We start from the raw sequence: 23,832 nt of genomic DNA, 5'->3' as shown, positions 1-23,832 counted from the left end.
GGTCCGCCTCAGGCATGATCACCGAAACGCAGCCGGATGCCGCGCGGGGTCGTCGAGAATCCCGCTTCGACGAGCACCCTGCCGAAGTCGGTGGCGCGCACGGGTTCCGAGTCGATGTGGTCGATCGTCAGACGTGCGATCCGGCCCTTCCGGACCAGTGCGACCAGCGCGCCCGCGGCCGACTCCAGCCGCGGGATCGAGTCGCTGAACGTCAGCAGCGTCTTGCCGCCGCGTTCGACGAAACACACCACGTCACCGTCGACGATGACCACGAGCGCCCCCGGTTTGCGGCCCGGGCGGTGACCGGCCTCGGTGTCGCGAGACGCCGGCCACTCGAGCGCCGCCCCGTAGGGATTGGCCGGGTCCGTCGCGGCCAGCACGGTTGCCTCGCGGGGCGCTTTGCGATCGGGCAGCGCGTGCCGGCGCAATTCGTCGACCGTGGCCGGCGAGGCGAACTGCGCCCCGCCGAGGCCGTCGACGTAATAACCGCGACGAACGTGTCCGTTGTCCTCGAAGACGGTGAGCGCCTTGTAGACCCGCGCGAAGCCGCCGGTGACCTCCTCCGAGACGACGCTGCCGCGCGTGATCACGCCGTATCGGGTGAGCAACTGATCGCAGAGGCCCTGTGTGGCGATGGTCGGCTCGGTGGATGGGTGGTCGAGGGCGAACCAGCGGCCACTCGCCGTCGGCGACACCGGGGGAGCGACGGAGTGTTCGGTGAGGTACCGGGCCGACAGGCGGCCGGCCCGGAGCCGGGGTGCGCGTCCGCGTGCCCGATGCGCGGGCGCCGAGCGCGGTGCGGACGGGCTGCGCCGCGGTTGCAGCAGGGCTCGGACGGGCGCGAAGCTGTCGTTGCTGACCCGCCCCGCCCACACGAGGTCCCACAGGGCGCTCTCGATGTCGGCGGCCGGCGTGGTGGTGCCGGTGCTGATGTCGGCGGCGATCTGTGGGAACCGCAGGGCACCACCGGGTTCGAGTGCGGCGGTGACCCCGTCGTGGACCGGGGTGGTGTCGATCTCGTCGGGGTCGGGCAGCGTCAGGACGGCGACGTCCGCGGGATGCAGCGCCACCCAGCCGTCGGAGTTCCCGATGCGGCCGTGTCCGGACCAGATGACCTCACCGGCGCTGAGAAGTTCGTCGAGCATCGGCGCTGCGTAATCGGACACCCGGGCCGGCAGTACTAGGGACTCCCACGCGGACGCCGGCAGCGGGAACCCGGCCAGCTGGTCGATGACCGTCGCCACTCCGTCGACACCCCGGAGCTGGGTGCCCGACGACGCGTGCTGCCAGTCGAGGAGGAATCGGGTGAGGACGTCGGTACCGACGGGAGCCACCTCGGCGCGGCTCGCCGCCAGGGAACCGCGTCGGATCTGACCCAGCACGTCGCTGTGACACCACTGGCCCTCGCGAGGTGTGGCCTCGCCGCTCTCCGGCAGGAAATCACCCTCGACGACGCGTCGCTCCGATGCGAGACGGTTGAGGGTGTCGCGCACGACCCCGGTCGCGATACCCAGAGCCGCGGAGGCCTCGGGCACGGTGAACGGGCCATGGGTGCGGGCGTACCGGCCGATGAGGTCTCCGACGGGGTCGGGCACCTCCTCGAGATAGGCCGCCGGGATGCCGAGAGGTGCGGGCACCCCGAGGGCGTCACGGAGGCGGGCGGTGTCGTCGATGGCCGCCCACAGCGCACGTGCGTTGTGGTTGACCGAGATGATCTGCCCGACCCGGTGCAACTCGGTGAGCAGGTCGGCGGCCGGCTCGTCGCCGCGATACCGGGCCGCGACCTCCTCGGTGGTGAGCGGGCCCAGCCATCGCAGCAGGTCGACGATGTCCTCGGCGTCGCGCGCCTGACGCTCGGGGGACAGGCGTTGGAGCCGGGCGATCACGTCGGCGATGACCGCCGGATCGAGGAGCTCGCGCAGGTCGACGCGCCCGAGCAACTGGGCCAGCAGGCTGGTGTCGAGGGAGAGGGCGGCCGCGCGGCGCTCGGCGAGCGGCGCGTCGTCGGCGTACATGAAGGCTCCCACGTACCCGAACAGCAGCGACGCGGCGAAGGGAGACGGGCTCTGGGTCTCGGTCTCCACCACCCGGATCCGGCGCGTGCGGATGCGGGTCAGCAGATCGAGCAGGGCGGGGAGGTCGTAGACGTCCTGCAGGCATTCGCGGACGGCTTCGAGCACGATCGGGAAGTCGGGGAATTTGGATGCGACGGAGAGCAGTTGGGCGCTGCGCTGGCGCTGTTGCCACAACGGGGCGCGCCGGCCCGGATCTCGGCGCGGCAAGAGCAGGGCGCGGGCGGCGCATTCGCGGAAACGGGACGCGAACATCGACGAGTCGGCCAGACCGTCGGTCACGAGTTGCTCGACCTCATCGGGGTCGAGGAGGAACACATCGGCTCCGGGTGGGGCGTCGTCGGTGTCGGGCATTCGCAGGATGATGCCGTCGTCGGAGGCGGTGGTGGCGCCCTCGATGCCGAGGGTCTCCAGCAGGCGCTGCGAGATGGCACTCGCCCAGGGGGCGTGCACACGTAAGCCGTAGGGGGAGTGGAGGATCACCCGCCAGTCGCCGAGTTCGTCGCGGAACCTCTCGACGACCAGCGTGCGGTCGGTGGGCAGGTGTCCGGTCGCCTCGCGCTGCTCGGCGATGAGTGTCGCGAGGTTGCTGCGGGCGTTGTCGGTGAGGCCGAGCCGGTCTGCCTGGTCGTCGAGCTTCCCGGGATCGGCGATCGACTGGGTGAAGGCGCCGATCGCGGCGCCCAGTTCGGCGGGGCGTCCGATCGCGTCACCGATCCAGAACGGCAGCCGGCCCGGTTGACCGAACGCGGGGGAGACGAGTACGCGGTCGTGGGTGATGTCCTCGATCCGCCAGCTGGTGGCGCCCAGCGCGAACACGTCGCCGACCCGGGACTCGTAGACCATCTCCTCGTCGAGTTCGCCTACGCGAGTGGCCTTCTCGCCGACCATGAACACGCCGAAGAGGCCGCGGTCGGGTATGGACCCGCCCGAGGTGACGGCGAGCCGCTGGGCGCCGCGCCGGCCGGTGATGACTCCGGCGTCGCGGTCCCAGTTCACCCGGGGGCGCAGTTCGGCGAACTCGTCGGACGGGAAGCGGCCCGCGATCAGGTCGAGGGTCGCGTCGAAGACGCCCCGGCCCAGTTCGCGGTAGGGCGCCGCGCGCCGGACGACCTCGTACCAGTGATCGACCTCGAGGTCGTCGACCGCGGCCGCCGCGATGGTCTGCTGGGCGAGGATGTCGAGCGGATTCTGCGGGACCTTGATCTCCTCGATCGCGCCGTCGAGCATCCGGCCCACCGTCACCGTGCAGTGCAGCAGATCGGTGCGGTGCTTGGGGTAGAGGATGCCCTGGCTGATCTCGCCGACCTGGTGCCCGGCGCGGCCGATCCGCTGCAGTCCACTCGCCACCGACGGCGGGGACTCCACCTGGATGACGAGATCGACCGCACCCATGTCGATGCCGAGTTCGAGTGAGCTGGTGGCCACCACACACGAGAGGCGGCCGGCCTTCAGGTCGTCCTCGATCTGGGCGCGCTGCTCCTTGCTGACCGAGCCGTGATGGGCGCGGGCGAGAACCGGCTCGGCGCCGGAGCTCGCGCCGCTGCCCATCACGAACGCCGGGGCGCCGCCCGCGACCGACGGATTGCCGGTCGGTTCGGCAGGCTCGCCGTGGCGCTCGGCGTGGATCTCGTTGAGCCGAGCGGTGAGTTTCTCGGCGAGGCGTCGGGAGTTGGCGAAGACGATCGTCGCGCGGTTCGCCTCGATCTGGTCGACGATCGAGGCCTCGACGTACGGCCACAACGAGCCGGCAGTCGGCGAGAATGCGTCGTCCAGCGCCGCGGGATCGGCATCGGACACCGGCGGCGGGATGTTGGCCATGTCCTCGACGGGGACGTCGACGCGCAGGTCGAATGTCTTGTCGGCCTTGGGTTTGACCACCTGGCACGGCGCGGCGCCGGACAGGAACCCCGCGACCACCTCGGGCGGGCGGACTGTCGCCGAGAGGCCGATCCGCTGGGCGGGTTTGTCCAGCAGTTCGTCGAGGCGCTCGAGGGTCAGCGCGAGATGGGTACCTCGTTTGGTCGCGGCGACCGCGTGGACCTCGTCGACGATGATCGCCTCCACGCCGGTGAGACTCTCCCGCGCGGCCGAGGTGAGCATCAGGTACAGCGACTCGGGGGTCGTGATGAGGATGTCGGGTGGGGTTTTGACCAGCGCACGCCGATCGGCGGCGGAGGTGTCGCCCGACCGCACGCCCACGGTGATGTTGGGCTCCGGAAGGTTCAGTTCCTGGGCCGCCCGGGTGATGCCGGTCAGCGGTGCGCGCAGGTTGCGCTCGACGTCGACGGCCAGCGCCTTCAACGGCGAGATGTAGACGACCTTGGTGCCCGCGGGACGGTTGCCGGCGTCGGCGGCGAGGCGGTCGAGGGCCCACAGGAACGCGGCGAGGGTCTTGCCCGATCCGGTGGGGGCGATGACCAAGGTGTGCGAGCCGTCGGCGATCGACGTCCACGCACCCTTCTGCGCGGCGGTGGGAGCGGTGAAGGCGCCGGAGAACCACCGTCGGGTGGGGGCGGTGAAGCGGTCGAGCACCGAAGCGCGGGGCATCTCTCCACTATGTCTCACGCGTACGACAGAACGCGGTATAGAGTCATCCCACGCCTGTGCGGGGAATCCGGTGAGAGTCCGGAACGGTCGCGCCACTGTGAACGCAGCCCAGATCGACACGGTCGACGTGACGGGGCATGCGTGAGTCAGGATGCCGTGCCGGCGTGCACCACCACCCGTGAACTCTCCGACGCGAGATCGGCGAAAGGACCCACCATGACAGCTCCCCGTACCGAGGCGGCATCACCGGTCGCCCCGGCCCGTGCCCTGGCCGTGCCGAACCTGTCGGTCGCCAGTGCCGCCCTCTGGCTCAGCCTGACCGTGCTCCTGGCCGGTCTCGCCTACTACTTCCTCGGCTACGACCAGGGCGTCGTGTCGGTCTTCGGCTCCGACACCCACGTGCACGAGTTCGTCCACGACGCCCGCCACTTCCTCGGCTTCCCCTGCCACTGAGTCGGCCTGAACCGACCACGTCCGACTCAGGAGTCAACTCCATATGGAGAAGAAGTTCATCGGCGCGGGCCTGCTGGCAGGACTGATCGCCGGCATCGTCTCGTTCGTGTTCGCCCGGTTCCACCTCGAACCCGTCGTCGGCAAGGCCATCGACTACGAGGGCCAGCGGTCCGAAGCCGAGGAGGCTCTCGCCCACGCTGCCGAACCCGGCGGTCACTCCCACGGCGAAGGTGGTGAGGTCGTCAGCCGCGCCATGCAGGAGAACCTCGGCGCCGGTGTCGGCAACCTCGTCTTCGCCCTGTGCATGGGCGCGTTCCTCGCGGTCGCCTTCACGGTGCTGTGGAGCTATCTCGGAAAGCGCTACCCGTTCATGGATCCTCGTTCGGTGGCGGGATCGCTCGGTGCGATCGGCTTCGTCGCGGTGTTCGGCGTGCCGTTCTTCGCCTATCCGGCGAATCCGCCCGCCGTGGGCGACGACGACACCATCGGTGAGCGGACCGGTGCCTTCCTGACGATCACCGTCGCCTCGGTGGTGCTCGCCATCGCGGCGGTGGTGTTGGCGTTGTGGCTGCGGCCGCGTATCGGTGGACTGGTGTCCTCGATCGCGGGAACGATCGCCTACCTCGTGGCGATCGCGATCACCATCGCCCTGCTGCCGTCGTACAGCGAGGTCCCCGAACCCGTCCGCAACGATGCGGGCCAGATCGTCTTCCCCGGCTTCCCGGGCGACGTGATTGGCGACTTCCGCGTCTACGCCATCACCAACCAGGTCATTTTGTGGACCGTTCTGACGGTCACCTTCGCGCTCCTGCTGGGCGCCCTGGCCCGGTCGTCGACATCCACCGACAACCGGTCGGTCGGCGCCGCGCAGGGCTGACGGCCCCGGCCGCATGCAGATCATCACCGCCGGTCGCACCGGCCCCAACCGGTCGGTGCGATTCGGCGGTGATGCTGTTCTGGGAGACCGTGGTCGCAGCTCCGTTCTCGGGCTCGCCGCGTCGATGACCCGGGCGGTCGACACCTGCGGACCGGAGACGGCAACCCGAGAGACCGCCGCGTTGCTGGGGGCGGCAGGAACAGTCGTCGTCGACGACGCGCTGCGGACGCTGGACGTCGGTGGGTGGGCGGGGTTGTCCCCAGAGGAGGTCGATCCCGTCGAACTCGGCGCGTGGTTCACCGACCCTCGTGCCCGGCCACACGGTGGCGAGAGCGTCGTGGATTTCGTCGACCGCGTCCACTCCTGGCGTAGCGGGCAGGCTGGGCCACGCGACCGCTGTCTGGTGGTGGCGATGCCGGTGGCGCAGGCTTTGCTGTGTTCCGACGCGAGCCGGTTCTTCGAGCATGACGTACGCCCGGCCACCCTCTACACCTGCACCGATGCTCGGTAGGAACAGATCCGCTACCACGTACCTAGACATCGGCAGTGACTCCTGACACAGTTGGGGGCGACAAAACTGAAACGTGTTCGCCGCTGCGCGGACACCGGTCTGGGAGTGTAACGATGTTCGAGTGGTCCGAAGAAGATCTGATGGTTCGGGACGCCCTGCGGGCGTTCATCGACAAGGAGATCCGGCCACATCTCGACGAACTCGAATCCGGCACGCTGCCGCCCTACGACATCACGCGCAAACTGCTGTCGAGCTTCGGTGTCGACGCGATGGCCAAGGACGCTCTCGAGAAGGAACTCGAGGCCGAGGCCAACGGGGAGAAGAAGAAGCCCTCGGGCGACGGCGGCGGTATGGGCGGCTCGATGTTCATGATGGTCAACATCGAACTGGCGGGGGTCTGTCTCGGTCTCGTCGCATCCCTGGGCGTGAGCATGGGCCTGACCGCCTCGACCATCCGCGGCAAGGGCACGCTCGCCCAGAAGAAGCGGTGGCTGCCCGAACTGGTCACGATGGAGAAGGTCGGCGCCTGGGCGATCACCGAACCCGACTCCGGATCGGACGCGCTGGGCGGCATGAAGACGACGGTCCGTCGCGATGGTGACGACTACATCCTCAACGGACAGAAGACCTTCATCACCAACGGTCCGTACGCCGACACCATCGTCGTGTTCGCCAAGCTCGACGACGGCAGCGGCACCCCGATGCGGGACCGCAAGGTCCTGTCGTTCGTCCTCGACAAGGGGATGCCGGGACTGACCCAGGGCAAGCCGTTCAAGAAGATGGGCATGATGAGTTCGCCGACGGGCGAGCTGTTCTTCGACAACGTGCGCGTCGGCAAGGACCGCCTGCTCGGCGAGACCGAGGACACCGGTTCGGACGCGCGCGGATCCGAAGGCGCCAAGGCCGGTTTCACCGCGGAGCGGGTCGGGATCGCCGCCCTCTCGCTGGGCATCATCAACGAGGCGCAACGGCTTTCGATCGACTATGCGAAGAACCGCAAGCTGTGGGGCCAGGAGATCGCACAGTTCCAGCTCATCCAGCTCAAGCTCGCCGAGATGGAGGTCGCGCGCATCAACGTCCAGAACATGCTCTTCAGTGCCCTCGAGCGGGGCAAGGCGGGCAAGCCGCTGAGCTTGTCCGAGGCGTCGGCGATGAAGCTCTACTCGTCGAAGGCGGCCACCGACGTCGCGATGGAGGCGGTGCAGTTGTTCGGCGGCAACGGCTACATGGCCGAGTATCGCGTGGAACAGCTTGCGCGCGACGCCAAGTCGCTGATGATCTACGCCGGCAGCAACGAGATCCAGGTGACCCACGTCGCCAAGGGCCTGCTGCGGGGCTGAGACTCGGCCGTCCGAGGCGTGGTCTACGAGGCCCGGTGTGGTTTCCACGCCAGGTACCACAGCTGGAGCCAGTCCAGTTGCGGTGGCGCGATCCGGGTCTCGGGGCGGTGCCGTGGGACGCGGACGCGCAGCGCACCGGGCGTGATCGTGCATAGCACCGGCGTCGTGAGCTGGAGCGATTCGCCGTCGACCCCGACCGGGATGACCTCGGCGTCGGCGTCGACGGTCACCTCGGTGGCGATGCGCTGGACGAGTCCGCGGTCGTGGGTGCGCCGCAGGAGGCCGACGGCCTGCCGGGTGTCGGACACCGAGACGGTGACGACCCCGAGCCGTCCCTCGTCGATGCGGGTGCGGCGACCGAGCCCGGCCACGTCGTTGGTGGCATAGGGGCCGTTGCTGACGAGGACGGCCTGTGGATCGGCGACGGTCTCGCTGCCGATGACGGCCCGCAGACCCGACCTCGTCCCTCTCCCCAGGAGGTCGGGAAGCATGCGTAACACCGTGCGTGTCTTGTCATCTCGATACTGCGGACTCTGGACCACCTCGGCGTAGATGCCGAACGACGCGTTGTTGACGAACGGCCGACCGTTGATGTGACAGAGGTCGACATGGAATTCGACGCCGTCGCGCAGCGCGTCGAGACACCGGGCGGGGTCCTGGCGGTCGAGCCCGAGATCGAGAGCGAAATGGTTTCGGGTGCCGGCACTGATGACCAGGAAGGGTACGCCCGCCTCGGCCGCGACTCCGGCGACGAGGGCCTGGGTGCCGTCACCTCCCGCGACACCGAGCAGGTCGGCCCCGCGCGCCACCGCGTCCCGTGCCAATTGCTCCACGTCGATCTCCACCGGCCCGTCCAGCAATACGACTTCGGCGCCGAGGGATTCGGCCTTGCGCTGCAGATCGAATCGGACGACCTTCCCGCCACCCGAACGCGGGTTCATGATGATGAACGGGCGGTGGACGTCCGGCGCCGGGTGTTCGGGCATCAGGGAGTCGATGCGCGACGGCCGCAGCGCGCGCCGACCGCATCCGACCGCGGCGGCCGCCAGCAGCGCGGCGGCGATCACGACCCAGAGCTGTCGCTCGCGAAGGAGGAACACCACGAGAACCGCCACCGGCAGGACCGCGAGAGCGGCCGAGACGATGCGGAGGACACCACGGCTGATGAGGAACCAGTACACCGCGGCGACGATGACGACGGCACAGACACCACAGATCGCCAGGAGGCCCAGCAGGCGGAGGAGGCCGGCGGCGGCCACCGGCAGCAGGATCGCGGCGACGGCCAGCGCCATGGCCGCGCGCGCCCACCATCTGCGTGTCGTGGGCGGCGCGACCTCGGCGGCGACCGACGCCTGACTCATACCGTCTCGACGGCCGGCGTCGCCGCGCCGGGCGTCTCCTGATCCGGCGGATCCGACTCCTCGTTCCGGTCCTTGGCGGCCCAGTCCTTCGCCGGCCTGATCACGAGTTCGAGGATCAGGAGTGCGAGGAGTCCGAAGACGGCGATGAGGAGGACCACCAGACCGGTCGGATAGCTCCAGAAGACGAGCAGCAGCGCCGCGATGCCGATGATCGCGCTGCGCAAGGCGATTCGCGTGCGGAACAGGCTCTCCTCGAAGGCATTCGGCGGCCGCGAGCGTCGTATCCGCTGTACCGAGTCGAGCCCTTGCCCGAATCCGCGCCGAACGGCCGTGGCCGAGGCGGACCCGCCCAACAGGTAGGCCCCGACGGCGACCACGAGCCCGAGGACCGCCACGGCACGTAGCGCCAACCGCAGCGGATCGAGCACCGTGTCGATGGTGGCGGCCGCGGCATCGGGGGCGAGGATGTCGGGCGGCATCGCGTCGAGATAGAGCGCTCGGCCGATCAGCAACGCGATGGCGAGGACGAGCATGGCGAGGACGAGTGACAGTCCGGCGAGCGAGAGGGCCCGCAGACGCCGACCGCGGGGTGCGACGGCCACGGCGGCGAAGGCGAGCGCGATCGTCAGCCAGGGCAGGACGTCGGCGGCGGTGTCGAGTGCCGAGACGGCACGCTGGGCGCGGACCAGTTCTGGTGAGCGGAACAGGACGAACTGCGTGTCGACGGCGGGGATCTTCTCGGCGAAGGTGAAGCCGCGGTCGAGGAGGCGTGCCTTGACGTTGTCGATCACGGTGCCGAGCGAGATGCTGACGGTGCCGGAGTCGTCTACGGTCACCGACGACGGTCCGACGTCGCCGGTCACGACCGCGACCAGGGCGGTGTGTGCGGACCGATTCGCCTGCAGCCACAGGGATTCGAACTGATCGCCGGCGACGAACGACGACACGGTCTGTTGCACGAAGCCGCGGGCCTGGCCGGCCAGGACGGGAGCGAGGCCCTCGACCGCCCGGTCGACGCGTGGTGCGTTCTCGGTGGCCGGAACCGCGTCGGTCAGGGTCGTCAGCGCCGCCGCGGTGAGTCCCTCGACGTCGATGCGACTGAAGATCTCACCGGTGATCGTGTTCGAGATCTCGGCTTGCACTGCGGGATCCGAGGCGAGCGGAGCGACGGTGCTGACGTAGCGGTCGGTGTCGAGGATCTCGCCACGGACGAATCGCGAAGTCACCGAGGTGATGGCGAGTACGGCGACGAGGATGCACAGGACCGCGACCGCGAACCAGCGCCACCGGGTCCGACGGGTCGGGTCGGGGGTCTTGGTGGCCGGCCCGGTGCCGGCCGCGTCGCGCAGGCGCGCGACCTCGGCTCGTAGTCGTTCGAGTTCGGCGCGCTCGGAGTCGGTGATGCATACGCTCGGCTCCGCGCTCTGTCCGTTGGTGTCCGTGGTCATCTCGACGCCGCCCTTCCGGCCGCTGATCGTCTGGGGTTCCGGTGCTGACAGAACGCGCTCCACCGCCGAGGGGTGCCTCGACGGTGCAGCGGGGGTCGGGATCTAGCGGTATTCGGCCTTCGGCGGCCAGGTCGAGACGGCCCAGATGACCACGATGTCGAGAGCGATGATCAGGATCGACCACCAGGGGTAGTAGGGCAACCACAGGAAGTTGGCGATGATCGACAGACCGGCGATCACGATCGCGGTGAACCGAGCCCAGGTCGCGCCGGTGACGAGTGCGATGCCGACGCCGGCCATCACGATCCCGAGGGCGATGTGAATCCAGCCCCACGTGGTGAAGTCGAGCTTGTAGACATACTCGACGCCGCGGACGAAGACCTCGTCTTCGGCGACCGCGGCGATGCCCTGGAAGAGTTGGATGACACCGAGGACGATGAGGATGATCGCGGCGCCGATGGAGGTCCCCGCGGCGATGTTCTGTGAGGTGGATGGACGGTTGTTCTCGTGGGTGGGTGCGGTGTGAGTCATGATGACGCCCTTCTCTGGACAACCTTGACTGTGGACTACACGTACAGGGGGAGTGTCCTCCGAGTCATGCCGCCCGGCAACCGTTTCGGCGAGAGCGGGCCCAGAATTGTGACCATGTGCGGGAACTCGATGCCGTTGCCGCGCAGAATCATTGCGCATTGCTAACGAAAAAAGGGTTCAGGTCTCTTGCCGAGCGAGTCGCCAGATGCGGTCGCGTGACATCGGCGTCTCACCGGGCCGGCTCCCGAGTGCGCGACGGATGGCGTTCGCGAGCGCCGGCGCCACCGGGTTGTACGGTGACTCGCTCATCGATTTGGCGCCGAACGGGCCGAGTTCGTCGCTGGTCTCGGCGAAGTAGACCTCCGTGACGGGGATGTCGGCCATCTGCGGGACGCGGTACACCCGGAAGACGTTCGTGATCGGCCGTCCGCCGTCGTCGATCATGATCTCCTCATAGAGCGCGGTGCCGATGCCTTGCGCGACACCGCCTTCCACCTGACCGCGGCATTGCTCGGGGTTCATCACGGTGCCCGCGTCGGCCGCGTGGACCGATTGCAGGATGCGGACGGTGCCGGTCTCGGTGTCGACCGCGACGCGGAAGGCCTGCACGTTGAACGCGATGGATCGCATCTCCCCGCGTTCGGCGCCCGCGGCGACGGCGCGCGGTCCCGCGGGGTGCTCGACCCGGTTCGGCGGATCGACAGCGCCGATGAGATCGGCGAACCCGACGATCCGGCCGTCGACGAGCGCGCCCTCCGCGCCGAGTCCGACCTGTGCCGGGTTCGTTCCGGTGAGCCGCGCCGCGGCATCGACAAGGGCGTCACGCAATGCGAGACATGCTGAGTGCAGCGCCTTCCCGGCCACGGTCGTGCCCGCCGAGGCGAACGCCCCGGTGTCGTGCACGACGGCATCGGTGTCGCCGTGCCACAGCGAGACCCGGTCGAGTCCGGTCGACAGCGCGGTGGCGACGATCTGGGCGTGGACCGTGGTCGTGCCGTTGCCGAACTCGGCGGTGCCCACGCCCACGTGGTACGTGCCGGCGGCGTCGACCGCGACGGTGACGTCGGCGAAGTGCCCGCGGGGGGCCATGGTGGCGATCGCGGCGATGGCCATGCCCTCGCCGACGCGCCAGCGGTCCCCCGACGGTGCCTCGACCCCGTTGCCGGCGTGCAATGCACGCTCGGCCAGATCGAGACACTGGTCGAGTCCATAGCTGCCGTAGACCAGGTCGACCTCGGGTTCGGCGCGTGCGATGAGGAGGGGATCGCCGTCGGCGACGGCGTTGCGGCGTCGGAACTCGAACGGGTTGATGCCGAGTTCGATCGCGAGTTCGTCCATCGCGCTCTCCACGGCGAAGACCACCTGGCCGAGGCCGTAACCCCGGAACGCGCCGGACGGCGGGTTGTTGGTGTAGACGACCTCCGCGTCGAGGCGCTTCACCGGGCAGTTGTACACCGACACCGATTCCGCGCACGCGTGGAACATCACGCCGATCGCGTGGTTGCCGTAGGCGCCGGTGTCCGACAACAGGTTCACGCGCAGGCCGGTGAGCCTGCCGTCCGCGTCGGCTCCGACATCGACGGTGACCCGCATCGGGTGCCGGTACGTGGTCCGGGTCAGTTCGTCGGTGCGGCTCATCTCGTAGGCGCAGGGTTTGCCGGTGCGGAGTACGGCCAGGGCGACGAGGTCCTCGGTCAGCATCTCCTGCTTGCCGCCGAACCCACCGCCCACCCGGGCGCTGAAGACCCGGATACGCTCCGGCGGCAGATCGAAGAGGAGCGCGAGCTCGTTGCGGACCAGGAACGGGACCTGGGTGCTGGTCCGGATGACGAGGCGCCCGTGTTCGTCGAACCACCCGATCGACCCGTGGGTTTCCAACTGGGCGTGGGAGACCCGCCCGCTGGACCAGGTGCCGTGCACAGTCGCCGACGATGCGGCGAGTGCGGCCTCGACGTCGCCGCCGAACCCCTCGTGAAAGGTGGCGATGACGTTGCGATGGGCCTCGGCGACCCGGTCGGCGGGAGTGCGATCGGGGTGCAGCAGTGGGGCTCCGGGGCTTCTGGCCGCTTCCGGGTCGAAGACCGCGGGCAGAACTTCGTAGGTGACGTCGATGAGCGCCAGGGCCTGGTCGGCGACGGCCGGGGACGACGCGACCACCGCGGCGACCCGCTGACCGACGAATCGCACCACCGGGTCGAAGACGAGTGTGTCGTCGGGATCCTCGAGGCGGCTCTCGTGGCGTCCCGTGGAAAACCGCGGAGTGGAGACGTTTTCGTGGGTGAGGATCAGCTCGACGCCGGGTAGCGCGGCGGCGTCGGTGGTGTCGATGGCGGTGATCCGTGCGTGCGCGTGCGGCGAACCGAGTACGTGGATGTGCAACGTCCCGGGCGTGGGGACGTCGAAGGTGTACGGCTCGGTTCCGGTCACCACGCGCCGGGCGGCGAGCGGAGCGACCGACTCGCCCACGAATGGCCGTTGCGCGGGCTCCGCGGGCGCAGCGGGGGACGCGGTGCCCGTGGCGGCCGCGGTGATCGCGTCCCGGATGGAGCGGTAACCGGTGCAGCGGCAGAGGTTTCCCTTCATCCGCCGCGGCAGGTCGGGGAGATGCTCGGCGGTGACGGTGGAGGCGGTCACGATCATTCCGGCGGTGCAGAAACCGCACTGGAATCCGAAGTTGTCGACGAAGGACTGCTGGACGGGGTGCAGGTCGTCGGGGGTGCCGAGCCCGGCCACCGTCGTCACCGACTTCCCGGCGGCGCGGTGAGCGGGATAGATGCAGGAGTGCACGGGCTGTCCGTCGACGAGCACCGAACACGCCCCGCAGTCGCCGGCGTCGCAGCCCTTCTTGACCTCGTAGTGTGCGTGTTCGCGGAGCAGCATCCGAAGGCACTGTCCCGCAGCGGGTTCGGCGTCGAGCGACTCTCCGTTGACCTCGAATCTCATGCGCCGGCTCCGAATCCCATGTCCTTGATTCCGTTCGTCGCCGACGACAACTCCGTGCGGATCTCCTCGCCCAGCACCGCCGAGACGCCGCGGCGCCAGTCGGCCGAACCCAGCGCGTCGGTGTAATAGCCACTTGCCGAGACGATGTCGTCGTGCAGCGCGTCGCGGGTCGGTAACCCGGTGTAGCGCAGAACGGTCGGCCATTCGGTGGCCGCGGTGATCCCGAAGGTGGCGGCGCCGTCGTCGTCGACCCGGCCGGTCACCACGGCCCCCGAGCGACCGAGCTCGGCGAGGGCGATCTTGCGCACGGAGGTGCGGGCGCGTAACGCGTGGGCGGGGAAGTCGATGGCGCGCAGGACTTCTCCCGGTGCCAGGAGGTTGATGCCGTTGCCGATGACCAGCTCGACGACGGGTAGATCGCGGTCGGTGCCATCGGGACTCCACACGTGGGCGGTCGCGTCGAGCCCGACCGCCAGCGAGACCATCGACGCCGCCGCGTACGACCGGCAGATGTTGCCGCCGACGGTCGCCATGTTCCAGATCTTGAACGACGCCAGCAGTGCGTTCGCGCACTGCGCGAACATCGGGTGGGCCACGAAGCCGGGGCGCGGGGGGAGTGCGACGAGTTCGGCGATCGTGCAGGTGGCCGCGATCCGGAGACCACCTCCCGGCAGGTCTTCGACAGGTGCCCAACCCATCTCGCTCAGGTCGACTAGTCCCGTGGTCGCCGGCTGCGGCTCGGAGAACACCCAGGTGCCACCGGCGACGATCTGTTCGCCGGGGGCGGGGAACGCCTCATCCCGCGTGCGCGCGAACCGGTAGTGGGAGACGGCGGTGAGGTCCATCAGCGTGCCTTGTCGAGGAGGCGGGATGCGGCGGTGGGTGGCTCCCACCGTACGAGGCCGATGCGCCCGTCGGAGCGGATCGCGGAGATCGACGTCGAGAGAAGCACGGCGTCACGCTACGTGCATCCGGTGCGGTCCGCATCTCGTGGGCCGGCGACCCGGCCCACAGGTGACCGGGTCGTCAGACCGGGGTCTCGGTGCTGCGGCCGTGCGCGGGAATCGCGAAGGCGACCACGGCGGCGATCGCACTCATGACGAGGGCGATGGCCGACGCCCACAGGTAGCCCTCGGCGGTCGGCACCTCGATCGCGGTGCCGTCGGCGACGGGAACCGAGATCATCGACCACGTCAGCAGCATGCCGACCGCGGCGGCGGCCGTCGAGGTGCCGATGATCCGCATGAGGGCGTTGACGCCGTTGGACTCGCCGGTCTGCTCGACGCTGACCGACTGCATGATGAGGGCCGGCATCGCCGAGTAGGCGATGCCGAGACCGGCGCCGATGCAGCAGGCGATGACCATCATGTGGATCCAGGTGAGGTCCCACGGGCCGGCGATGCCGACGATGAAGATCACGTAGCCGATGCCGATGATGACCGCGCCCAGGGCGAGGGAGATGCGGGCGCCGAAGACGGCGTTGATGCGACCGCTGATGTGTGAGAACACGAACATGACCAGACCGCTGGGCGCGAGGATGAGACTCGCGTGCACCATGTCGTACCCGAAGCCGTCCGGGCTGTCCGTCGGGGCCATCAGCAACTGGATCGGGATGAGTTGCATCGCGTAGAAGGCGAAACCGGTCGCGATCGAGGCCAGATTCGTCAACAGCAGCGGGCGCTTGCCCAGGATACGGAGATCGATCAACGGACTGTCGCGACGGAGTTCGACGAGGACCCACACGCCCAGCGACACGAGGAAGCCGGCGAACAGGCCGAGCGTCAGCGGAGCGGACCATCCCCACTCGGCGCCCTTGGACAACGGCAGCAGCAGACAGACGAGGAGCACCGTCAGACCGAGGGCGCCGAGCGCGTCGAACCGGCCGCCGGAGGGCTTGGCGGTGGAGCGGACCGTGAGGGCCACGCCGACACCGGCCAGCGTCGCGGCACCCGCACACGACCAGAACAGGGCGTGCCAGCTCACGTGTTGGGCGATGAGGGCGGCGACGGGGAGCCCGAGCGCACCGCCGATGCCGAGTGAGGCGCTCATCGTTCCCAGCGACGAGCCGAGGTGGCGGGGCGGGACGATGTCGCGCATGACGCTGATGCCGAGCGCGACGATGCCGAAACCCAGCCCCTGGAGACCGCGGCCGATGATGAACAGCGGGAGCGACGTCGCGACCGCGCAGGCCACGGAACCCGCTGCGACGAAGCCGAGACTGACCAGGATGGCGAGGCGTTTGCCGTACATGTCGCCGATCCGCCCGCCGATGGGGGTGGCGACCGCGCCGAGCAGCAGCGTGATCGTGATCGCCCACGTGGTGTCGGAGGCATCGGCGTGCAGCAGCGCGGGGAGCTGAGGGATGAGCGGCACGATGATCGTCTGCATCAACGCGACGACGATGCCGGCGAGGCAGAGCACGGCCACCGCGAGCCGCGGGTGGGGCTTCTCGGCGGTGGGATCGGGGGGCGGGAGGTCCGGAGTGCTGTCCGTCGTTCCGTCGGCGTCGGTGCGGCTGGTCACGCCGTCATCCCGCTGGTTCCGCTCATCGATTGTGCACACCTCCGAACGACCAGGATATCCGGCGGGCCGCGGGTGCAGACGTTCGCACCCGGCGGGAAGCCTCGGCGTCCGGGCTACGCGAGGTCTGCCAGGCCGACGGGACGGGGCCAGCGCGGGGTGAGTCCGTCGCCCGACGAGACGCCGCGGATGCGGCGCACCACCCAGGGGCCGAGAAAGGTCCGCGCCCACTCCGCGTTCTGACGCCGCTGCTCCCGCCGGGTGGCGACCGCGGCGGCGGCCATCGTCTCGGGCGTGATGTGGTGGTCGACGCCGAGCAGGTCGAGGACCCGGCCGGCCATCTGTGCGTGACCGAGCGGCGACATGTGCAGGCGATCGGCGTCCCACATGCGGTAGTCGTCATAACCGGCCATCCGCCAGAAGTCGCAGATCAGTGCACCGTGCTTCTCGGCGACCGCCCGGACGAGTTCGTTGTAGATGGCGACCCGTCCACGCAGCATCCGGAACACCGGAGCCCATCCGGTGTCGTAGGCGGTGAAGACGACGACGGTGGCGCCCGTCGCGGTCAGGTCGCGCAGGGCCTCGTCGTACCGCGCGATCATCGCGTCGAGGTCGAGGGACGGGCGCATGAGATCGTTGCCGCCGGCGTAGATGGTGACCAGGTCGGGCTCCAGGGCGATCGCCGGACCGATCTGCTGGGCGAGCACCTCGTCGAGCAACCGGCCGCGGATGGCCAGGTTCGCATAGCCGAAGCCCGCGCCGCCCTCGGCGGGCGCCGCGACGGCGAGTTGTTCGGCGACACGGTCGGCCCACCCGCGTACCCCGTTGGGTCGGGCCGGGTCCGGATCGCCGACTCCCTCGGTGAACGAGTCGCCCAAGGCGACGTAACGGGTGAAGCCCACGGCAACGCCTTCCGGTCGGATCGGAGTGGTTCCGACGACGCTAATCCCGTGCGCCGTCGGCCGACAAAGCGAGCCCGTGACAGAGCGATCGGTCGGCATTCCGACGGAGCGATCGATCGGCATTCGCGAATTCTCGACGCCGCGGATCTCTCATTGTCGAATCCTGCTGGAGAGTATTTCTCAACACTGCGGCAATGAGTGCCACGTACATTGCGCGGCAATTGTTTTCGATCACCTCTCCGGAGGCGTCACAGTGCCGTGCAGCCGCCTTTCCGACGCGGTGGACGGCGTCGGGGAGCACGGTTTCCGAGGGGGTCGAAGGCGGTGTGAGGGGGTGGCCGAACGGCCGGTCTCGGTGAGTAGGATCACGACGTGAACTGCCCGTGGAAACGGGTCGGCGTCGTCGGGACATTCGCGTCGATCCGTGCCCGCCGGGAGTTTGTTCGCGCGATCTCCACCGCGATTGTGCGAGTCGCTGAGCACGCGCCGGACCGGCGCAGGCGTGAGAGAAAGAGAACACCACGATGTTCGACAAGGTTCTGGTCGCCAACCGCGGCGAGATCGCCATCCGCGCATTCCGCGCCGCCTACGAACTGGGTGCGCGCACGGTCGCGATCTTCCCGTACGAGGATCGCAACTCCGTGCACCGGCTGAAGGCCGACGAGTCCTACCAGATCGGGGTGCCGGGACATCCGGTGCGGGCCTACCTGTCGGTCGACGAGGTCGTCGGCGCGGCGGTCCGGTGTGGCGCCGATGCGATCTACCCCGGTTACGGATTCCTGTCGGAGAACCAGGGTCTCGCCGCCGCGTGCGCGGCGGCGGGCATCACCTTCGTGGGCCCGAGCGCCGACATCCTGGAGATGACCGGCAACAAGGCGACCGCGGTGGCCGCGGCGAAGGCGGCGGGGATCCCCGTGCTCGCGAGCTCGGAGCCGTCGTCGGATCTCGACGAGTTGCTCGCCGCGGCGGAGGACATGCAGTTCCCGGTCTTCGTCAAGGCGGTCGCGGGTGGCGGCGGGCGGGGGATGCGCCGCGTCGACGAGCGTGCCGACCTCGCCGAGGCCATCGCGGCCGCGTCGCGCGAGGCCGAGGCCGCGTTCGGCGACGCGACGGTGTTCCTGGAGCAGGCCGTGGTCAACCCGCGGCACATCGAGGTGCAGATCCTCGCGGACACCTACGGCAACGTCATCCACCTCTACGAGCGCGACTGCAGCCTGCAGCGCCGCCACCAGAAGGTGATCGAGCTCGCGCCCGCACCGAACCTCTCCGACGAGTTGCGCGAGCAGATCTGCTCGGACGCAGTGGCTTTCGCGCGATCGATCGGCTACTCGTGCGCGGGCACGGTGGAGTTCCTGCTCGACGAACAGGGTCGCCACGTGTTCATCGAGATGAACCCGCGTATCCAGGTCGAGCACACGGTGACCGAGGAGATCACCGACGTCGACCTCGTCAGCGCGCAGCTGCGCATCGCATCGGGGGAGTCGCTGGCGGATCTCGGACTGACCCAGGACACGATCCGCATCCGCGGTGCCGCGCTGCAGTGCCGGATCACCACCGAGGACCCCGCCAACGGCTTCCGGCCCGATGTCGGGCGCATCACCGCCTACCGTAGCCCCGGCGGTGCCGGCGTCCGGCTCGACGGCGGTGCGAACCTCGGCGCCGAGGTGAGTGGCCACTTCGACTCGATGCTCGTCAAACTGACTTGTCGCGGACGGGATTTCCCGACCGCGGTGCGGCGTGCGCGCCGCGCCGTGGCCGAGTTCCGAATCCGTGGCGTCGCGACCAACATCCCGTTCCTGCAGGCGGTGCTCGACGATCCGGATTTCCGCGCCGGGCGCGTCACGACCTCGTTCATCGACGAGCGTCCCGGTCTGCTGACCTCGCGTTCGTCAGCCGACCGCGGTACCAAGATCCTGTCGTACCTGGCCGACGTCACCGTGAACAAGCCGCACGGTGAGCGGCCCACCACGGTGTACCCGCGCGACAAGCTGCCCACCGTCGAGCGGTCGGTGCTCGCCTCGCCGCCGAACGGCTCGCGGCAGCGTCTGCTGGAGCTCGGACCCGAGGGGTTCGCGCGCGACCTGCGCGAGAACCCGCGGCTGGGCATCACCGACACGACGTTCCGCGATGCGCACCAATCGCTGCTCGCGACTCGCGTGCGCACCAACGGGCTGCTCAACGTGGCGCCGTACGTGGCCGCGCTGACCCCCGAACTGCTGTCCGTCGAGTGCTGGGGCGGGGCGACCTACGATGTGGCGCTTCGCTTCCTGAAGGAAGACCCGTGGGATCGGCTGGCGCAGTTGCGGGAGGCGATCCCCAACATCTGTCTGCAGATGCTGTTGCGCGGCGCCAACACGGTCGGTTACACGCCGTATCCCACCAAGGTGACGACCGCGTTCGTGTCCGAGGCGACCGACGTCGGCATCGACATCTTCCGGATCTTCGACGCGCTCAACAACATCGACGCGATGCGACCCGCGATCGACGCGGTCCGCGAGACCGGTACGGCGGTGGCCGAGGTGGCGATGAGCTACACCGGCGATCTGTCCGACCCGGGCGAGGACCTCTACACGCTCGACTACTACTTGCGGCTGGCCGAACAGATCGTGGAGGCGGGCGCGCACGTCCTGGCGATCAAGGACATGGCGGGTCTGCTGCGCGCTCCCGCGGCGACCACCCTGGTGTCGGCGCTGCGGCGTGAGTTCGATCTGCCGATCCACGTGCACACCCACGACACCCCGGGCGGACAGCTGGCGACCTACATGGCCGCGTGGCAGGCGGGGGCCGACGCGGTCGACGGCGCCAGTGCCGCGCTGGCGGGCACCACGAGCCAGCCGCCGCTGTCGGCGATCGTCGCCGCGACCGCCCACACCGAGCGGGACAGCGGCATCGACCTCGCGCGGGTGTGTGACCTCGAGCCGTACTGGGAGGCGCTGCGAAAGGTGTACTCGCCGTTCGAGTCCGGTCTCCCGGCGCCGACCGGGCGGGTCTACTCGCACGAGATCCCGGGCGGGCAGCTGTCGAACCTGCGGCAGCAGGCCATCTCCCTCGGGCTGGGCAACCGGTTCGAGGCCGTCGAGCAGGCGTACGCCGCCGCTGATTCGATGCTCGGCCGACTGGTCAAGGTGACCCCGTCGTCGAAGGTCGTCGGCGACCTCGCGCTCGCGCTGGTCGGCCGCGGCATCACCGCCTCGGACTTCGCGGCCGACCCGGCGTCCTACGACATCCCGGACTCGGTGATCGGCTTCCTGCGCGGCGAGCTGGGCGACCCCCCCGGTGGCTGGCCCGAACCGCTGCGCACCCTCGCGCTGCAGGGTCGCGCGCCGGCCCCCGAGGTCACCCCACTGTCCGCCGACGACGAGGCCATCCTCGACAAGCCGGGTCGTGACCGTCAGGTCCGGCTCAACCACCTGCTCTTCCCCGGTCCGGCAAAGGAATTCGAGGAGCACTACGAGGCCTACGGTGACACGTCGAGGCTCTCGGCCAACCAGTTCTTCTACGGACTGCGCTACGGCGAGGAACACCGCGTCGAACTCGAACCCGGTGTCGATCTGCTCATCGGGCTGGAGGCGGTCAGCGAACCGGACGAGCAGGGCATGCGGACCGTCATGTGCGTCCTGAACGGTCAGCTGCGCCCGATCGCGGTGCGCGACCACTCCGTCGACTCGGCTGTCGCGTCGGCGGAGAAGGCGGACCGCTCCAACCCGCACCACATCGGTGCCCCGTTCGCGGGCGTCGTGTCGCTGTCGGTCGACGTCGGCGACGAGGTCGCCGCCGGCGCGACGATCGGCACCATCGAGGCGATGAAGATGGAGGCGGCGATCACCGCCCCGGTCGCGGGCACCGTGACCCGACTCGCCATCGGACAGGTGACGCAGGTCGCGCCGGGGGATCTGTTGATCGAGATCCGCTGAGCAGATCGGCGGCGGGGCGCCTGGCCCCGCCGCCGGTTCAGCTACCCCGGTACGTCGAGTAGGCGAAGGGGCTCAACAGGATCGGTACGTGGTGATGTCGCCCGGGATCGTCGATCTCGAAACAGACGTCGATCTCGGGATAGAAACCCTTGATGTCGTTGTCGGCGAACCAGTTACCGGTGTCGAAGACGAGATGGTAGATCCCGGGGACGAGCGCCTCGGTGTTCACTGCGGTGATGCGACCGTCCGAATCAGTGCTGCCGCTGGACAATTCGGTCCCCGACGCATCCTGGAGGGACACCTCGAGGCCGACGGCGGGTGAACCCGACACCGCGTCGAGGACGTGCGTGGACAGACCGGTCATCTCGAAATCCCTTCGTCGGCGGCGTGCTCGGTCGACAGCATACGGAGCAGGCGGGCGCGGTTGATCTTCGCCAGTTCCGCACGCAGTACCCGGCGTTCGGTGGAGGCGTCGTTGGTCATCCGCGTCCGGAGGATGGCGAGCAGCTCGTCGGCGGGCCGCCCGTTCGCGAAGACCAGGTAGACGTGCCCGAACCGCGCCTCGTAGGCGACATTAGCGTCTCTCAGCTCGGCGAGCACCGAGGCCGACGAGCCCGCCACCCCGGACTGTTCGCGCGCCGACGAGGCGTTGTCGGGCCGGTCGCCGATCCGCGGATGCCCGGCGAGCGCCTCGTCGAGGTCGTCCTCGCTGATCTCGGCCAGTGCTCGATCGGCGGCATCGGGCACAGCGGGTACATCGCCGAAGGGCCGCGCGAGCATCATGCGCTCGACCCAGGCCGTCGATGCGCAACAGCTGCGCAGCGCTGCACGGGCTTCGTCGTCGTCCATCTCGTTGAGCCGCATGATGACCAGCCTAGGAGGCGTGGTCGCTGACGGCGCGTGGAAGATGGGGCGATGGACGACGTCACCGGGACAGCGCCCCCGGACGACCCCGCGGGACGGGTGCTCGGTGTGGTACTCGCCGCCGGAGCCGGGACCAGGTACGGGATGCCGAAGATCCTCGCGCACGACGGCCGGTGGCTCGAGCGGGCGGTCGCGGCGTTGCGCGACGGCGGTTGCTCCGAGGTGACGGTCGCCATGGGCGCCGCGGTCGTCGAACCACCGGCCGGTGCCGAGACGCTGATCGTCGAGGACTGGGCCGACGGCGTCGGCGCCACGGTGGCGGCGGCCCTGCGGTGGGCGATGGCACGACCGGACGCGGCGGGGCTGACGGTGCACGTGGTCGACACCCCGGCCACGGGCGCCGACGTCGTAGCCCGCGTCCTGGGCGCGGCATCGGGTGACCGCGCACTTCTCGCGCGAGCGGTCTTCGACGGCAGTCCGGGGCACCCGGTGTACATCGGTGCCGACCATTTCGGACCGGCTCTGCGTGTGGTCGATGGTGACGTGGGTGCTCAGGTGTATCTCCGGTCCCGGGCGGTGACCCGCGTCGAGTGCGGGGATCTGGCGCCCGGCGTGGACACCGACGAGCGGCCCTGACCGGGGATCAGCGTGCCCATTTCGAGACCTTCTCGTCGCCGTTCCGGTGCACGGTGATCCCACGTGGGACGACGTCCATGTCTAGGGTGCAGACATAGCCGGGTAACGGAGCGCTATTCGTCGAAGCGGGTGATCACCGTGGCGCACGATCGTCGTCGACGCCTCACCGCGATTCTCGCCGCGCTCGTCGTGGGAGCCGGCCTCGCGGCATGCGCCACCGGGCCCGACGGACCGGAGCGGACACCGCCGGCCCACGCCGCGCAGGACGCGCATCTGCCGCCCGGATTCGACACCACCTTCCGCTGGACCGCGACCGGTGTCCTCGATCCACAGTCCGCCGAGGGCACCTTCGTCCGAGCCTTCACCGAGTCCTTCGAACTCGCCAACGCCGGACGGTCGGCGCGGTGGGGCTACCCCGGTTTCGCCGACGCCGCGCCGTCGAACATCGACCAGATGGTGACGGCGTACCCCCCGATCCAGTCGACCTCGGGCCGCGAGGTCGGCACCGCCTTCTATCAGGGGTTGCGCCGCGTCGACGACAACGGCTGGGCGCGAATCGTGATGTGCCGTCACGGGTATCGGTCGGTGCAGCAGAACGGCGAGTGGACCGTCGGGTACGACACCCCGCGGCCGGTGGAGATCGACATCCGCCGCGTGGGAACCGATCCCGCGGCCGCACCACGCGGGGGCGAGCGGACCCCCGGCGCCGACGTGTTCGGCGGCTGGTACACCTCCCGCTACGACTTCGCGGCCCTGTATCCGACGCCGACCCCGGATCAGAAAGCGTGCGCCGCAATGACTCCGGACGGTATGCCGCATTGGCTGCCGATGGCCGACACCGAGCCGTGGCCGGCCCAGCAGCCGGTACCGGGGTGGTCGAGCTATCCGGGCGCGGCCTGACTCCGCACCG

Annotated in this window: 17 protein-coding genes and 1 riboswitch; of the genes, 7 read left to right on the top strand and 10 right to left on the bottom strand. The window is 69.5% G+C overall.

Going from position 1 to position 23,832, the window contains the following annotated elements; translation table 11 throughout:
* Positions 1-8: 8 nt before the first annotated feature.
* Entirely contained in the window at positions 9-4,622 is a 4,614-nt protein-coding gene (locus B1818_RS04595; protein ID WP_078112058.1) for an ATP-dependent helicase, read from the bottom strand.
* A gap of 61 nt (positions 4,623-4,683) precedes the next feature.
* A riboswitch (cobalamin riboswitch) is annotated at positions 4,684-4,778 on the top strand.
* Positions 4,779-4,838: 60 nt separating this feature from the next.
* Here B1818_RS04595 and B1818_RS04590 point away from each other — a divergent pair.
* The 4 genes from B1818_RS04590 to B1818_RS04575 all read left to right on the top strand — a co-directional run bounded on the left by B1818_RS04590 (position 4,839) and on the right by B1818_RS04575 (position 7,803).
* Complete coding sequence (locus B1818_RS04590; protein ID WP_078112202.1) at positions 4,839-5,075, top strand: CbtB-domain containing protein; 237 nt, start codon at positions 4,839-4,841, stop codon at positions 5,073-5,075.
* Between the two features lie 43 nt (positions 5,076-5,118).
* Positions 5,119-5,952 (top strand): CbtA family protein, encoded by an 834-nt coding sequence (locus tag B1818_RS04585; protein ID WP_078112057.1) that lies wholly within the window; start codon positions 5,119-5,121, stop codon positions 5,950-5,952.
* A gap of 13 nt (positions 5,953-5,965) precedes the next feature.
* On the top strand, positions 5,966-6,463 hold the full coding sequence (locus B1818_RS04580) for a histidine phosphatase family protein (RefSeq protein WP_078112056.1): 498 nt from the start codon (positions 5,966-5,968) through the stop codon (positions 6,461-6,463).
* A 113-nt stretch (positions 6,464-6,576) separates the two neighbouring features.
* Entirely contained in the window at positions 6,577-7,803 is a 1,227-nt protein-coding gene (locus tag B1818_RS04575; protein WP_058250638.1) for an acyl-CoA dehydrogenase family protein, read from the top strand.
* Positions 7,804-7,826: 23 nt separating this feature from the next.
* Here B1818_RS04575 and B1818_RS04570 read toward each other — a convergent pair whose 3' ends face one another.
* The 7 genes from B1818_RS04570 to B1818_RS04540 form a co-directional block, all read right to left on the bottom strand.
* Entirely contained in the window at positions 7,827-9,164 is a 1,338-nt protein-coding gene (locus B1818_RS04570; protein WP_078112055.1) for a diacylglycerol kinase family protein, read from the bottom strand.
* The gene (locus B1818_RS04565; RefSeq protein ID WP_176455883.1) at positions 9,161-10,612 is read right to left on the bottom strand and encodes a hypothetical protein; all 1,452 of its coding nucleotides are present in this window, start codon (positions 10,610-10,612) and stop codon (positions 9,161-9,163) included. The genes B1818_RS04570 and B1818_RS04565 overlap by 4 nt, the downstream gene beginning before the upstream one ends.
* 102 nt (positions 10,613-10,714) lie before the next feature.
* Positions 10,715-11,143 (bottom strand): hypothetical protein, encoded by a 429-nt coding sequence (locus B1818_RS04560; protein WP_078112053.1) that lies wholly within the window; start codon positions 11,141-11,143, stop codon positions 10,715-10,717.
* Between the two features lie 177 nt (positions 11,144-11,320).
* On the bottom strand, positions 11,321-14,086 hold the full coding sequence (locus B1818_RS04555; RefSeq protein ID WP_078112052.1) for a molybdopterin cofactor-binding domain-containing protein: 2,766 nt from the start codon (positions 14,084-14,086) through the stop codon (positions 11,321-11,323).
* Positions 14,083-14,931 (bottom strand): FAD binding domain-containing protein, encoded by an 849-nt coding sequence (locus tag B1818_RS04550; RefSeq protein ID WP_078112051.1) that lies wholly within the window; start codon positions 14,929-14,931, stop codon positions 14,083-14,085. The genes B1818_RS04555 and B1818_RS04550 overlap by 4 nt, the downstream gene beginning before the upstream one ends.
* A gap of 181 nt (positions 14,932-15,112) precedes the next feature.
* Entirely contained in the window at positions 15,113-16,609 is a 1,497-nt protein-coding gene (locus B1818_RS04545; protein WP_078112050.1) for an MFS transporter, read from the bottom strand.
* Between the two features lie 113 nt (positions 16,610-16,722).
* Positions 16,723-17,508, bottom strand: coding sequence for an SGNH/GDSL hydrolase family protein (locus B1818_RS04540; RefSeq protein ID WP_078112201.1), 786 nt, complete (start codon positions 17,506-17,508; stop codon positions 16,723-16,725).
* Between the two features lie 524 nt (positions 17,509-18,032).
* On the opposite strand from B1818_RS04540, the gene B1818_RS04535 reads away from it, so the two are divergent.
* Positions 18,033-21,422, top strand: coding sequence for a pyruvate carboxylase (locus B1818_RS04535; protein WP_078112049.1), 3,390 nt, complete (start codon positions 18,033-18,035; stop codon positions 21,420-21,422).
* A gap of 37 nt (positions 21,423-21,459) precedes the next feature.
* Here the strand turns inward: B1818_RS04535 and uraH are convergent, their stop codons facing one another.
* Together uraH and uraD are read right to left on the bottom strand one after the other, a co-directional pair.
* Complete coding sequence (gene uraH, locus B1818_RS04530) at positions 21,460-21,786, bottom strand: hydroxyisourate hydrolase (RefSeq protein ID WP_055475092.1); 327 nt, start codon at positions 21,784-21,786, stop codon at positions 21,460-21,462.
* Positions 21,783-22,286 carry a 2-oxo-4-hydroxy-4-carboxy-5-ureidoimidazoline decarboxylase gene (gene uraD / locus B1818_RS04525; protein WP_078112048.1) on the bottom strand — a complete coding sequence of 168 codons (504 nt, stop codon included), beginning with the start codon at positions 22,284-22,286 and terminating at the stop codon, positions 21,783-21,785. The genes uraH and uraD overlap by 4 nt, the downstream gene beginning before the upstream one ends.
* Before the next feature lie 51 nt (positions 22,287-22,337).
* Here uraD and B1818_RS04520 point away from each other — a divergent pair, with 51 nt between their 5' ends.
* Together B1818_RS04520 and B1818_RS04515 are read left to right on the top strand one after the other, a co-directional pair.
* Entirely contained in the window at positions 22,338-22,922 is a 585-nt protein-coding gene (locus B1818_RS04520) for an NTP transferase domain-containing protein (protein WP_078112047.1), read from the top strand.
* Positions 22,923-23,051: 129 nt separating this feature from the next.
* Entirely contained in the window at positions 23,052-23,822 is a 771-nt protein-coding gene (locus B1818_RS04515) for a hypothetical protein (protein WP_078112046.1), read from the top strand.
* Positions 23,823-23,832: the final 10 nt, after the last annotated feature.

The sequence above is a fragment of the Gordonia sp. IITR100 genome, from assembly GCF_002009645.1.
GTDB classification, from domain to species: domain Bacteria; phylum Actinomycetota; class Actinomycetes; order Mycobacteriales; family Mycobacteriaceae; genus Gordonia; species Gordonia hongkongensis.
Note: the sequence above shows the minus strand (reverse complement) of the source record. Positions and strands in the feature narration are given on the sequence as shown.